This is a genomic window from Shewanella psychrotolerans (assembly GCF_019457595.1).
Lineage (GTDB): Bacteria > Pseudomonadota > Gammaproteobacteria > Enterobacterales > Shewanellaceae > Shewanella > Shewanella psychrotolerans.
Genome location: NZ_CP080419.1, coordinates 3,622,019 through 3,635,055, shown reverse-complemented (window position 1 = coordinate 3,635,055; position 13,037 = coordinate 3,622,019). Strand labels below are relative to the sequence as shown.

Annotated in this window: 13 protein-coding genes; 5 read left to right on the top strand and 8 right to left on the bottom strand. The window is 43.9% G+C overall.

All coding sequences use genetic code 11. The features are described 5' to 3' along the window. Positions 1-21: 21 nt before the first annotated feature. Entirely contained in the window at positions 22-921 is a 900-nt protein-coding gene (rluF, locus tag K0I62_RS16060; RefSeq protein WP_258405019.1) for a 23S rRNA pseudouridine(2604) synthase RluF, read from the bottom strand. 288 nt (positions 922-1,209) lie between these two features. Between rluF and K0I62_RS16055 the strand changes: the two genes are divergently transcribed. From K0I62_RS16055 to K0I62_RS16045, 3 genes are read left to right on the top strand one after another with little or no spacing between them, the layout of a single operon-like run. After that, entirely contained in the window at positions 1,210-1,944 is a 735-nt protein-coding gene (locus K0I62_RS16055) for a basic amino acid ABC transporter substrate-binding protein (RefSeq protein WP_220069065.1), read from the top strand. A gap of 7 nt (positions 1,945-1,951) precedes the next feature. Beyond that, positions 1,952-2,632: an amino acid ABC transporter permease gene (locus K0I62_RS16050; protein WP_220069064.1), complete on the top strand. Its 681-nt coding sequence runs from the start codon at positions 1,952-1,954 to the stop codon at positions 2,630-2,632. Continuing rightward, positions 2,625-3,350 carry an amino acid ABC transporter ATP-binding protein gene (locus K0I62_RS16045; protein ID WP_220069063.1) on the top strand — a complete coding sequence of 242 codons (726 nt, stop codon included), beginning with the start codon at positions 2,625-2,627 and terminating at the stop codon, positions 3,348-3,350. The genes K0I62_RS16050 and K0I62_RS16045 overlap by 8 nt, the downstream gene beginning before the upstream one ends. A 346-nt stretch (positions 3,351-3,696) precedes the next feature. Here the strand turns inward: K0I62_RS16045 and K0I62_RS16040 are convergent, their stop codons facing one another. From K0I62_RS16040 to K0I62_RS16020, 5 genes are all read right to left on the bottom strand, one after another. Next, positions 3,697-4,692, bottom strand: a complete 996-nt coding sequence (locus K0I62_RS16040; protein ID WP_220069062.1) for a diguanylate cyclase domain-containing protein — start codon at positions 4,690-4,692, stop codon at positions 3,697-3,699. A 217-nt stretch (positions 4,693-4,909) separates the two neighbouring features. Further along, a complete protein-coding gene (gene nrfD, locus K0I62_RS16035) occupies positions 4,910-5,851 on the bottom strand; it encodes a cytochrome c nitrite reductase subunit NrfD (RefSeq protein ID WP_220069061.1) in 942 nt (313 codons plus the stop codon). Next, positions 5,848-6,537, bottom strand: a complete 690-nt coding sequence (locus tag K0I62_RS16030; protein WP_220069060.1) for a 4Fe-4S dicluster domain-containing protein — start codon at positions 6,535-6,537, stop codon at positions 5,848-5,850. The genes nrfD and K0I62_RS16030 overlap by 4 nt, the downstream gene beginning before the upstream one ends. A gap of 10 nt (positions 6,538-6,547) precedes the next feature. After that, complete coding sequence (locus K0I62_RS16025) at positions 6,548-7,027, bottom strand: cytochrome c3 family protein (protein WP_220069059.1); 480 nt, start codon at positions 7,025-7,027, stop codon at positions 6,548-6,550. A gap of 108 nt (positions 7,028-7,135) precedes the next feature. After that, positions 7,136-7,516 carry a DUF2726 domain-containing protein gene (locus K0I62_RS16020; RefSeq protein ID WP_258405018.1) on the bottom strand — a complete coding sequence of 127 codons (381 nt, stop codon included), beginning with the start codon at positions 7,514-7,516 and terminating at the stop codon, positions 7,136-7,138. Between the two features lie 508 nt (positions 7,517-8,024). Here K0I62_RS16020 and K0I62_RS16015 point away from each other — a divergent pair. After that, the gene (locus tag K0I62_RS16015; protein WP_220069057.1) at positions 8,025-9,002 is read left to right on the top strand and encodes a LysR family transcriptional regulator; all 978 of its coding nucleotides are present in this window, start codon (positions 8,025-8,027) and stop codon (positions 9,000-9,002) included. A gap of 32 nt (positions 9,003-9,034) precedes the next feature. Here K0I62_RS16015 and K0I62_RS16010 read toward each other — a convergent pair whose 3' ends face one another. Then, positions 9,035-10,156 carry a LysR family transcriptional regulator gene (locus K0I62_RS16010; RefSeq protein WP_220069056.1) on the bottom strand — a complete coding sequence of 374 codons (1,122 nt, stop codon included), beginning with the start codon at positions 10,154-10,156 and terminating at the stop codon, positions 9,035-9,037. 331 nt (positions 10,157-10,487) lie between these two features. Further along, positions 10,488-10,844 (bottom strand): DUF3718 domain-containing protein, encoded by a 357-nt coding sequence (locus K0I62_RS16005; RefSeq protein WP_220069055.1) that lies wholly within the window; start codon positions 10,842-10,844, stop codon positions 10,488-10,490. 772 nt (positions 10,845-11,616) lie between these two features. Between K0I62_RS16005 and K0I62_RS16000 the strand changes: the two genes are divergently transcribed. Continuing rightward, entirely contained in the window at positions 11,617-12,726 is a 1,110-nt protein-coding gene (locus K0I62_RS16000; protein ID WP_220069054.1) for a glucosaminidase domain-containing protein, read from the top strand. Positions 12,727-13,037 lie beyond the last annotated feature (311 nt).

Sequence of the window (13,037 nt, the reverse complement as noted above, 5' to 3'; positions counted from 1 at the left end):
GCATTAGCGATGAATCGAGTGTTAGCGCTTAGGACGTCTTGCGTGCGATGGCTTGCCTTTATTGGCGCCAGTAGGCTTTTTCTTTTTATTACCACCGTGATTTTGCATAAAGTGTTCAGGGCCTTCAATCTTATCCCGTAGCGATTTATTGGGTTTCTTGGCGGGCTTTTTTACCGCTTTTTTCGGGGCTTTTTTGTCTTCAGAAGAGGAGTTCTCTATCAGTTTAAACAGGGTTGAAAGCTCCTCATCATCTAAGTCACGCCATTCACCTATCGGTAATCCCTTTAAGGAGACGTTCATTATGCTTTGGCGTTCAAGTTTGGTGACTTCGAAGTTGAAATGTTCACACATTCTGCGGATCTGACGGTTAAGGCCCTGTACCAGCACGATCTTAAACACGAACGTCGAGATCTGCTCCATCTTACATTTCTTCGTGATCACCCCAAGCATGGGCACCCCAGCACGCATTCCGGTTAAAAACGCTTCGGTGATCGGCTTGTTGACGGTGACCACATACTCTTTGTCGTGGTTGTTACCCGCACGCAAAATTTTATTGACTAGATCGCCATTGTTGGTCAGGAATATTAAGCCTTGAGAGTCTTTATCTAAGCGGCCAATAGGGAAAATTCGGTCACTGTGATTAACAAAATCGACTATGTTATCGCGCTCGGTGCTTTCCGTGGTACTGACAATACCCACAGGCTTATTTAATGCGATGAAGACTAAGTCTTCTTCCTGTCTAGGCTCTATGTCACGGCCATTGACTTTAACCTTGTCACCAAAGCTAACCGTATCGCCAATCTGGGCACGTTTACCATTGATAAATACATTGCCCTGTTCGATATAACGATCGGCTTCTCTACGTGAACAGATACCACTTTCACTGATGTATTTATTAAGGCGGGTTGCTGAATCGCTCAAAATGGCTTCCTGTAATTTAGGGTCTGTTGCAGACTTAAATCTGTGTTGCGCACACTTGTTCTAAGCCGCGTAGCGGAATGGCAAGATGCTACCACAAATCTCACTTTGGGTATTAACCTCAGGCATATTTTCTGTGACAGATTTAGTCGAGGTGATTGTTAATAGTGTAAATGGATAGTGAACAAGGTGAATTGATAATCAATATAAATGCATAAGTATTGACTGCGAGATTGAATGAACTTATAGTCCTGCCCAGCTAAGTGTTTATTATTAAAAAGAGAGTTAACAATGAAAAAATCCATGTTATTGGGCTGCTTTGCATTTATTACGGCCTTGGGGTTAACAGGATGTGGTAAGCCGCAAGACGTGTTGGTGGTTGGAACCAATGCCTCGTTCCCGCCTTTTGAATATGTTGGTGGCACCAGCGGTGATGAGATCAAGGGGTTTGATATCGATTTAGCGCGTCAAATTGCTAAGGATGCAGGCAAAACTCTTAAGATCGAAAACATGAAATTTGACTCGTTAATCGTAGCTTTAAATTCAGGCAAAATTGACTTCATTGCATCGGGGATGACCATTACTCCAGAGCGTGAGGCGAGCGTGAATTTTTCTGCTCCCTATTATGAAGCGACCCAAGTGGTACTAGTGAATAAAGATGACGATAGTATTCACACTATTGAAGATCTCACTGGTAAACATTTTGCGGTGCAGCTGGGTTCTACCGCAGACATGATGGCGAAGCAATACACCCAAGAGATCACCGCATTTAACACCGGATTCGAAGCTATTATGGAGCTGAAGAATGGCAAGGTCGATCTCGTCTTATTTGACAGTGAACCTGCGGCCAACTATCTCGAGAAAAATCCCGATCTCAAGTTAATCAACCTAGCGTTTCCTCCTGAGTTTTACGGCTTTGCCGTTGCTAAGACCCAGCCAGAACTATTGTCGAGCATCAATAATACTTTGATTAAGATGAATAAAAACGGCGAATATCAGGCGCTCGTGTCTCAGCATATTAAGTGATCCCATCATGATAGATGCAATTAATGCTTCACTCTTTACCCCTATAGGTGACGATGGTCTGGTTGGGATCTTACTGATCTTAAATGGTCTTAAGGTCACGCTAATTGTGACCTTTTTTGCCATGATATTAGGGTCGATGCTCGGCATTACTACCACGCTAATGAAGATGTCATCTAAATGGTATCTGCGCTGGCCAGCGGAGCTTTACGTTGGAGTGATACGTGGTACCCCCGTCGTTGTGCAGTTAGTCATTCTTTACTTCATCGTGCTGGCTGCATTTGATGTCGATAAAATTACAGCGGCCATTATCGCCTTTGGCCTTAATAGTGGTGCCTATATTTCAGAGATCATCCGTGCGGGAATTCAGGCGGTCGATAAAGGCCAAACTGAGGCGGCGCGCTCCTTAGGCTTGTCTCAAGGGATGACCATGAAAGAGGTGATACTGCCTCAAGCGATTAAGAATATTCTGCCCGCCTTAGGTAATGAGTTCATCGTACTCTTAAAAGAAACCGCGGTGATCGGCTTTATTGGTGGAGTGGATTTAATGCGCGCTGGAGAGATCATCCGTAGCCGAACTTTTGAAGATAGTGTGCCGCTGTTTACCTGTGCGCTCATCTATTTGCTGCTGACATACAGCTTCACCTTTATGTTGTCGAAATTTGAGAAGAGGTTAAAGCAGAGTGATTAATATAACTAATCTACATAAAAGTTTTGGCGATAATTTGGTGCTTAAGGGGATTAATGAGCATATCGCTCGCGGTGAGGTGGTCAGTGTGATTGGCCCAAGTGGTAGCGGTAAGAGTACGTTTCTGCGCTGCATTAATCTGCTCGAGCAACCAACACAGGGTGATATTGCCATCGATGGTCAATCGATCACTGCCAAAGGTGCTTGCATAGACAAGCTACGCCAAAAAGTGGGCATGGTGTTTCAGAACTTTAATCTGTTTCCCCATAAAACGGTTAAGCAAAACATTACTCTGGCACCAGTTAAGTTAGGCCTAATGACTCAAAATGATGCCGATATTGAGGCGCTTGCCTTACTTGAACAAGTGGGGCTTTCCGACAAGGCGCAAGCTTACCCCTCTAGTCTCTCTGGCGGCCAAAAGCAGCGGGTCGCGATTGCCCGCGCGTTAGCCATGAAGCCTGAACTGATGCTGTTTGATGAGCCTACATCGGCACTGGATCCCGAGATGGTTGGCGATGTACTAGATGTCATGAAGTCATTGGCGCTTGCTGGGATGACCATGGTGATCGTGACCCATGAGATGGGCTTTGCTCGCGATGTGTCCAATAGAGTGATCTTCATGGATGGCGGTTATATTGTCGAAAACAGTAAGCCAGATGAGCTATTTACTCAGCCTAAAGAGCCGAGAACACAAGCGTTTTTAAGTAAGGTGCTTAGGTAATACCAATTAGTATAAAGATGTGATCGCTCAGCGAGAATTTAGCGCTGATGAGGCAAGGCAACGAGTGAAGAGCATAGTTGTTCTACGCTCAAACTCGTTAACACAGCATCAAAAGCGCTAAAACTCGCCTGTTAGGCGTGTTTTTGGCTTCCTACTTCTACGTTGAATGGCCTCACAAGGGAACGACCATTCCATCTGCCATTCGCCTTGAATTAGTTGCCAAAAAACACGCTGAGTAGATCACTTTCTTATACTGATTGGTATAAGATAAGCCGCCGACTAGGTTAGCTTTAGTGGATTAAAAAAGGAAGCATCGGCTTCCTTTTTTAGGTTTATTCATTAGTGCTCAGGGGGAGTTTGAGATTTTGACCCTAGGTTGCCAAAATTGATACCCATGCTTACCCTGGTTTTTGACTCGGTACATAGCCGCATCCGCTCGCTCTAAGCCGACAGTAAAAGAGTCCTCTGGGCTGAAACAATACACCCCAATACTCAAGCCCAGTGAGATATCATAGCCATCGAGTTTGAAATCTTGCTCATAGGTATCGAGTATCTTCTGGGCCAACTGACTCAATGTCTCCCCATCTGTGGTGGGCAGCATAATCATAAACTCATCACCACCAATGCGGGCGCAGTGAGCCGTTTCTCCTGCAAGCATCTTTAAGTTGTTGGCCACATGGATCAGTAATAGATCGCCAAACTTATGCCCAAGTTTATCGTTAAGGCCTTTAAAACCATCGAGATCGATGAAAAATAGCGCCCCGCCTAGACTCGATTGTGCCTGATGTTCATTGAAGGCGCGAGTAAGGGCCTTACGGTTACTCAGGTTCGTCAGCGGATCGCTGTGTGCCAAGATGGAGAGTTCCTGCTCGTAACGTTTTTCTTGGGTGATATCCATATGGGTTCCCATGATACGTAGCGGCGTTCCGTCGGCCTTACGTTCGACGATTCGCCCACGATCTGATACCCAAGTGACAGAGCCATCTTTATGGATCATACGATGGACGGCCTGATAGTAATCGGACTTACCGTTAACGTGATCTTCAAAGGCTTTTATGACCCACTCTTTATCTTCTGGATGCAAGTTTTGTTTCCAGCTGTCTACATGGGCAGCAAGTTCTTCGCGGCTAAAGCCCAGTAGTTCACCCCATTTCATGTTAAAGATGGTTAAGTTGCCGCTGGGGATATGTTGCTCCCAAAGGCATAAGCCATTGCCATCTAATGCGGCAAATAATTTCTCTTCTGCGCGGGCATTTAACAGTTTAAGCTTGGCATTTTCTCGCTTAAGTGCTGCTAGCTCAGCGCGTAATTCGGTTAAGGATGCTTGCTCATCCGGTTCCATCTCGCGTTAGCTCCTCGATGATATTGTCGTAAGTTAATCATCAATTTTGGCAATAGACAACAATAGAATCGTTATGCAATCAAATGCTATACATGTGTAGTCAAATCATAAGGCGCACCATTTGGTAATCGATGCGCCTTGGGGGATCATGTTGTTGCGGTGAGTTAGAACACTGAACTTTAGCACTCAAACTTTAGCATTCGAGCTAGTGCTGCCTCTATACCCCTGTCATCTGTCCTGTGTAGAGGATGAAGTTTCGCAGTAAAAATACCCCGATAAGGCTAAAGCTTGCAGTAACCGCAACATAGGTAAATTTACGGTCCGCTGACACCTTCATCCATAGGTTGGCTGCAAGGGGTAGTGTCAGTCCGACACCTATCACTCCCCCCCAAAATATCCAGCCCCAAAAGCCATAGCCTATAGCGTTAAGCGCCGCCACTTGGCTTTGGCCACCTGAAAGAATAAGCCCAACAAAGAAGGTAAATATCAGGCCAATCTCCACCAAGATCATCGGAATTTCGATGCCATGGATAAAGCGCACTTCGATACCATTGGGGTTGCCTCGTAAAAGCACTCCACCGAGCAGTGTTGCTGCTGCGCCAGAGGATAAACCTGAGATTAAAAATAGCAAAGGCAGCACAGGGTTATTCAGTAGTGGGAAGCCGATTAGCGCCGATAGTAAGAAGCCAGTGTACGCCCCTAATGAGATAGACAAAATCACCAACACGCCGGTAATAGCCGCTTCTTGCTTAACTAGCCATTTAATCATGCGGCTGACAAATGCCAATCTGTCACCTAGCAGTTGAAGTATCATCTTGTTGAAGATACAGGCTATCCAAGCAAATAACGCAACCTGATAGGCCATCAATACCAAGACCCCCATAGACATCACTGAAGTGGTATTGTAAAACACCAAAATCTTCCAGAAATCTAAGGGCTTGGTAAGATCGAATACCAATATCCCTAAACCGCCAAATACGGTGATTGGCGCGATGATTGCCGCTGCCTGCACGAAAGGGGAATGGTAGGCTTCACCTGCCAATTTAAAATGTTTGAGCATGATAGCGAAAAACACTGCGCCAGCTGATAGTCCCGCTAAGAACAGATAGATGGCAATAGGCCAATGCCATACTAGGCCTTCAAAGTGAAAAGCACTCATAGCATTATCTCCCCATCAATGATTTGCACATGGAACAATTTAGGCCGAGTACCGAGATCGACTTTAGAGCGATAGGTCGGTTTACTCTTTAAGAGCCGTACTAGGTCTGAGTCAGGGTCTTTTAAATTGCCAAAGGTTAATGCCTTAGTTGGGCAAGCCAGCACACAGGCAGGCGCTAATCCCTGCTTCAATTGGGTCTGCTGACAGAAATCGCATTTGTCGGCGGTGCGGGTCTCAGGGTTAATAAAACGAACCTGATAAGGGCAGGCGGCAATACAGTATTGGCAGCCGACACAACGTTCTTCGTGCACCGCGACGATACCGGTTTTTTTATCTATGTAAGCTGCGCCTGTTGGACAAACTCTGACGCAAGGTGCTGCTTCACAGTGTTGACAAGAGACGCGATTGAAACGGTAGCTCTGTTCTGGGTATTCCCCAAAAGGCCCTGTACGATCGATTTTGAGTCGAGTGACACCCTCTGGTACATGATTGACTTCGCGGCAGGCCTCTACGCAGGCATTACAGCCTATGCAGATGTTCTCATCGTGAACCATGGCATACTTTATCTCGGCCTGCGCTTCAGTATCGGTGTTTTCGGCTAGGGGGGATTTAGTGACGCTATAAACCGATACCCCAGCTAGTAGTGCGCCGCAGCCTTTTAGAAATTGTCGTTTTGAATGTTCCATAACAGGCCTCCTATTGATTGACCCGATGGCAGGTAACACATAATTGGCTATGTTGTTTGCTGTCTAACGTCAACATAGGATCGGATTCTGGATGTAGCTTGTGGCATTGGGCGCAAGCAAGTTTGGTTGCGTGCACATTGTGAGTCCACTCGGCTTCGGCCAAGGCTTGATGATCATGACATGCGAGGCAGATGGCGACTTGTTTATCGACGGGCACCAGGCTACCGGCACCAAAGGTATTTATTTGTGAATCTTTTTTAGGATGATTGCCTTTTTTACCATGACAATCTTGGCATTGGATCGCCAGTCCTGGATTTGCATGTATGCCTAGTAGTTGACCATTACGCTTATGGCACTTCATACATGTGCTGCTTGTTGTATGACTTGTTGCATTATCTGCTGCAATGCTTGGGGTTGGGATACCGCACCAAACGCATGTCGTAACGGCGACATAGAGCAGAATTGAGATATAACGGCTAATTTGGCACATACCGTATCCTTACACCTTAGGGTGAACATGATCTCGGCTTTAGAGGAGAGCGCCAAGTGGTAAGTTTGACGCTCGGTTGCGCGATTACTGCTTGAGTTACGTTAACCATCAGGCTGCGAGGGCATTGCGCAGTAGGGCTTCGTCACAGTGCTTATCTTTATCTAATTTGATAAATTGTACACCGATGTAATCTAAACATTTTTCGACAAACTTCATCTGTTCATCTGAGCTGGCATCTGGGTCGCTAACCACTAATTTGACCGCTGATGATTCATTGTCGACGACCACATAATCTAGGTGGCAATGTTCCATGAAGTCCTGAACCTCTTCGTGATTTTTTATTGAATCATCAATATCGACCACATTAACCAGAGACGCCCCGTACAGCACATCGTAGCGATTACTCGCGATTGATTTTAAGCTTTTTAGGAAATGCATAGACTCCTTATCGAGCAAGTGGGGCTTGATGCTTACCGTTGCATCGACCATCTGAACCTCATTTGATCTAAAGAACTTTATGCAAGTCATTACGAAGGTCACGATTACGAGAGGAACAATTATGAATAAAACAAAATACATAAATGCATAACTTAAAATAACTGTAGCGGTGGCGTTCATGATAAACCTCCATTAGTACTTCTATTTTTAACTCTCCATTTTATTATTACTTTATGCTGGATATTTACAATAATTATTGAAATCAAATTATTAAAATTTAGTGGTGGGTCTGATAGCTGGTTTTAGCTATTTGGAATTGTAGATTATCAATAGTTGGATATGTAGTTATTAAATTGTGAATATCTTGTTTTTAGGTTTAAATGCTTTTAATTTTGTTTTAAATTAGTGGTTTGCACTACACCTGTAAACCATTGAAATTAAGAATTATGATCTAAGTCTATTTTATTTAATTTATTAATTATGTATAGGAACATTGTTAAAACCATTATGTTGGTTATAATTTAACTTGGTGTATTTAATATTGTGGAGGTATTTTTAAATGAAAAATATAACTCTAGATAGCTTGGATATGCTTAGTGCTAATATATTGGTTAATCTTTATGAAAAGCATTCAGCTTCTTCGGTTGCTATCGATATGAATATACCAGCACCTAAAGTGAGTCGTTGCCTACAACATGCGAGGATGATTTTTAATAATCCATTATTTATTCGAAAAAAGCATGGCCTCGAACCTAACGAGTTTACGCGGCAACTCTATCCAATTGTGAAGGAGTTAGTGCAATGCTCCGAGCATCTGTATCAATTGAATCAACTTAACCCGCTAGAGCTAAACACGGCGATGGTGATTTATGTCAGCGACCTGCTGATCCAGCATTTTCCTCAGCACTTGAGTACCGCGATCAACTCAGCACACGTGCCGCTCAGTTTTGAGTTACGCAGTGGCTCGGAAGATATTTTGGAAGATACGGCTAATGGGCTGATTGATATTGCCATACTCAGTGAATCTAACCCTGAATTATTACAAAATGATCCCCGTCTTGAGGTGATACCGCTAAAGAGATTAACGCACCTTTATCTATTGTGTGGTCTGCATCATCCAATATTAAATCAAGAGATTAGCTTAGTTAATATCGCGAGTTATCCCTATCTCAGTGCATTTAGTTCATTAAATAGATCGTCCCTAGATCCGTTCCAAGCCTTTTGCCGTCATCAAAAGCTGTTTTGTCACCAGGCGCCCTATGACAACGCGCAAACAGGGTTGGGATTTCACGATCTCTTCCGTTACCTGTCTGATAATAAGACGGTGAGTTTACTGCCCTATAACAAGGTATATGACCAGAGCCATCTATTACCCGGGCTGCACGTTTGTTGTTTATCCGCCATCGATACCGAATTACTTTATCGAGAGCAGCCTCAACCAATGCTCTATCTTATCAGTGCTAAACATCATCCCAGCTCACATCTTGATTGGCTTAAAAATGAGATCACATTACTGATCAATCAGAGCGTCCACTAACTAAGGCATTAAAGCCTTATACTGATTGAGCGTTAGTTATCGCAACATCTTGGTGCTGGATCATCGCTGGTGTCGTTAGGGCAGTGGGATTTGGTCATGCCATCCGTTGACGAGCGATTGCTTGTTCCATGAGGACAGCAGTGTTTAGAGGAATGTTTTGCAGTCGGTTCTGTTGAGCTATCACAGGTTAGATTATGGCCCGAAGCAACCGCATCATAGTGAGACTGCATCTCAGTTAGTTTCTCTGTAAGAACCGTTTTTAAGCAGTTAACTAATTGTGGTTTGATGCTTTTATGGCAATGCAAATAGTAACTCTCGCACTCTATTCCACTGGTTTCACGCCAAAGCTGAGATACGTCGATATAGTCGACATCATTGCGGTTTTCAAAATAAACCATCGACATAGCCGATGAGAGTAAAGCGATATCGTCACAATGACATACGTGGTCGACCAACATCCGTAAACTTGGACTCTTAAGGGCGATCTTAATATTGAGATTGTGTGCAGTAGCATATTCTTCTATCGGGTGGGCTTGTTGCTCATGTAAGTTGGTATTCACCAGCGCAAGAGGGTAGTTGAATAGGTCTACCAATGGCTGGCTTGATGTCAGAATCGGGTGGCCAGTTCTGGCGACGATAAAGAAATAGCTAATATCGCCGAGCTTGTAATTGTTCACCATGGTGTGGTTAATCGGTTCGGTAGAAATACTGCAATCGATTTTACCCTGACATAAACGCTGAGCTATGTTGTCTGTCCAAGGCAGAATATTGATACTGACTCCGCCTTCGATACAGTGACAAGTCTCATGCACGCAGTTCATTGCCATCAGTGACCATTGCTCATAGGTGGCTACGCTGAGTTGGTATGGTTCTGTGCCTTTATCTATGGTCGTCGCGACAATTTTGTCGTATTGCTCCAAAACCGTTTGCACCATTGGATAGATCTTAAGCGCCACTTGATTTGGCTCAAATCCATATTGCTGGCGAACAAAGAGTTCATCTTCTAATACTTCGCGTAAGCAGGTTAGGCTTCGACTGATCTTAGACTGGGTTGTTTGCATTCTGTCTGCAACCGCGCTGCCATTTTTAAGCTCAATCAACCCAATAAACACTTGTAGTGTAAAGTAATCGAGGCGGCTCACTTTTTTCAGCATAGCGATATCCTTTGCATTAACTGCATAACATCTGCATTTTCAATTATAAGAAGTCGATTTAACGCTCCTTAAATTGGCTAAAAAATAAACATTAAGCAGCTTCTGTTTGTAGCATGAGCTGATTAAAAAAACTGCGGCTAACGTCACGTTTGGCGTGCCGTTTGTAGATGAATAACGCTAGAGTTTGTGGTAGTGGAAAGATATAGGCATAAAAAATCCCTATCACAATCATGTGATAGGGATAAATACGCTTAATGGGTGGTTAAGCGAGTGGCATAGCCATAAAAGGGAGAGATTCTAACAATTTCACAAGATCACCTAAGTGTATCTGTTAATAGTTGACGGCATAGACCTCCTTAGAGATATTAGTTTGAGCAAGATCTTTGATGGTGACTCGACCTTGAACATACTGGTTAATTTTATTAGCTGTTTTATAAGCGCCTTGATTAAAGGCAAACTGATAAAAATTCTGGCCATTGCACACTAAGCGTGGAAACACGACATGTTTGTTAATACGGTAGTCACGCATAGTGTTATTAAAAGTGGTGATTTTATTACTTGCACCGGCTTTGCACACTTGGATTAATGTGTTCTCAAGTTGAGGGTCCATCGCTGCAGAAGCTGTGCTAGAAAAACCGATTAAACATAAAGTTGCAATGGCAGCGCATTTAGATACTGAAATGTTCATGTTGAGCTCCTAAATTTTAACGTCGATATAACTTAATTTCTTAGTTTATGCCCCCCGATCTACGGACGGCTCCCAAAGGTCAGATATATCGAAATACATTGCATTGCTAGATGTTTAACCTAGGTAAATGTTCTTTTGTATCAGTGATATCTGAACTTTTAATCTTACCCTGAAGTAATGACAATGATGGTATTGTATGACGAAAGTAATTTATGTGATCCGGCTCGTATAGATGAATTAACAAGATCGATTCGATCACAATTTCTTACAACATTTGCAAAAAGGTGTTTGCATTGAGATTGGTCATCGATAGTGAAATAGAGAAAGGTAAAGTTGGGCGAAGAGTCATCGCTAAAGATTAATACCAATTAGTATAAAGATTTGATCGCTCAGCGAGGATTTAGCACTAAAGGTTAGCGCTTATTAGGTAAGCTCCCCAGGCTCTAGCATCCTCGAGAAGTGCTCCATGCGTTATCCTATCTCCTAAATACCTTTAGTCGTGCTTCGCCCTACCTTCTATATCCATCTAGTCGTGCATTAAGGGCATTCACAACATCCCTAGGCTAAAAGGCGGACAATATATCCATAGATTAGTTAGGACGATTAACATGGTTTGACATACGAAAATGCGACATTTTTTGTTTTTTAAACAAGTTAAAAGCGATTGATGCACCTCATTAGGCGGTACATGATGCCGGTGACGTTGTCACAGCAGACTCTCGTTCCACAATCGGTTAGAGTAAGGTGAACATTTGAGATTTGGGATGATGTGATGCCGAAAAATGACACTGAGTTGAACGATGGCCAAAGCCATGGCAATGGGACAAAAATAACTAAAAAGAATATCGCCCTATTCATAGTGGTAAGTGTTGCGATTCTATCGCTCATCTTCTACCTCACAAAGCAGCGCAGCGAGACATTGGATATTTCAATGCAGGAGGCGCTCGCCTCTGCTGGTATGGGGATGCCGGTGTCTAATGCCAGTGAGCTAGCCACTGCGCCAGGGTCTGATAAGACACAAACCGGCTTTAAAACTGTGTCACAACAGCGTCCCGAAAAAGCCCCTAAAGATATTAAAATAAGCTCCTTGGATGAGTTGTCGGCACTATTTGATAAGCTCAACTACACCACTGAGAGCTGGCAACAAGGTAATCGAGAGGTGCCGAGATTAACGTTTGAAGCTGTGGGTAAAAGTTGGCAGCAAACTTCATCACAGATCCCAGTTCAACAGAAAAAGATGGTGTTTTTTCGTTTGATGGCACCACTGATCCTCGTCGCCAATGAAAACATTCTCCTCCAACGCCAACTCGTTGCCGAGGCAAGCTTAGATGATCCTAAGTTAATCAATATGGCACTAAAATATCGTCTTCTGAGTCGAGACCAAACTATCACTGCCTTGACTGAGGAGCAGCGTCAGCAGCTACTCGAACAAGTGGATATTATGCCACCGTCATTAGTACTCGCTCAGGCTGCAGAGGAAAGTGGCTGGGCAACCTCGCGATTTACGGTTGAGGGTAACGCCTTTTTTGGTCAATGGGATTTTAGCGGTAATGGCATGATCCCTAATCAGCAGCGCAAAGAGCTTGGTAACTATGGATTAGCGCGTTTCGATACACCGCTAGACTCGGTCGAAGGTTATCTGCTTAACTTAAATACCAATAATGCCTATCAGAAGTTACGTGCGCTGCGGGCTAAACTGCGTGCCGATAACCAACCCATTACCGGGCTAGAGCTTGCTGGCACCTTAGATAAGTATTCTGAGCGAGGACAGGCGTATATTGATGGTATTCGCGAGATGATACGTTACAACCATCTCGATCAAGTTGATGAAGCTTATCTCAGTGATGATGCGCCGTTACATCTTATTTCGGGGAATGATTAAGGGTTTTAGGGAGTGCGGTCTTGCGACCGAGAAAGTCGTGGAATTCCATTCCACACCAGGGCAAGAAGGGGATCAACAGCAATCCCCCTCTTGCATCTCCCCGTGCCGCCCCAGACGAAGTTGTTCTTCCTACGCGGCTATTTGAAAATAACTGACGCTTCCGATGGGGCATCCATGCCCCCCGAAAGCTAGCCTCACATCCATGTGAGTCTCACATTATTTTCTGTTAGCCACTTCGGCAACTTCGATGGGGTTTATCGTAGCCACAACCTGAGTTTGGCGATATCAAAATTTAATATGGATTTATTGTT

What these genes read in the sequence shown, in the direction of transcription:
- K0I62_RS16030 (WP_220069060.1), bottom strand. Translation starts at nt 6,537, where the DNA reads ATGGAACATTCAAAACGACAATTTCTAAAAGGCTGCGGCGCACTACTA.
- nrfD (WP_220069061.1), bottom strand. Translation starts at nt 5,851, where the DNA reads ATGAGTGCTTTTCACTTTGAAGGCCTAGTATGGCATTGGCCTATTGCC.
- K0I62_RS16000 (WP_220069054.1), top strand. Translation starts at nt 11,617, where the DNA reads ATGCCGAAAAATGACACTGAGTTGAACGATGGCCAAAGCCATGGCAAT.
- K0I62_RS16025 (WP_220069059.1), bottom strand. Translation starts at nt 7,027, where the DNA reads ATGTGCCAAATTAGCCGTTATATCTCAATTCTGCTCTATGTCGCCGTT.
- K0I62_RS16005 (WP_220069055.1), bottom strand. Translation starts at nt 10,844, where the DNA reads ATGAACATTTCAGTATCTAAATGCGCTGCCATTGCAACTTTATGTTTA.
- K0I62_RS16055 (WP_220069065.1), top strand. Translation starts at nt 1,210, where the DNA reads ATGAAAAAATCCATGTTATTGGGCTGCTTTGCATTTATTACGGCCTTG.
- K0I62_RS16050 (WP_220069064.1), top strand. Translation starts at nt 1,952, where the DNA reads ATGATAGATGCAATTAATGCTTCACTCTTTACCCCTATAGGTGACGAT.
- K0I62_RS16015 (WP_220069057.1), top strand. Translation starts at nt 8,025, where the DNA reads ATGAAAAATATAACTCTAGATAGCTTGGATATGCTTAGTGCTAATATA.
- K0I62_RS16040 (WP_220069062.1), bottom strand. Translation starts at nt 4,692, where the DNA reads ATGGAACCGGATGAGCAAGCATCCTTAACCGAATTACGCGCTGAGCTA.
- K0I62_RS16020 (WP_258405018.1), bottom strand. Translation starts at nt 7,516, where the DNA reads ATGGTCGATGCAACGGTAAGCATCAAGCCCCACTTGCTCGATAAGGAG.
- K0I62_RS16010 (WP_220069056.1), bottom strand. Translation starts at nt 10,156, where the DNA reads ATGCTGAAAAAAGTGAGCCGCCTCGATTACTTTACACTACAAGTGTTT.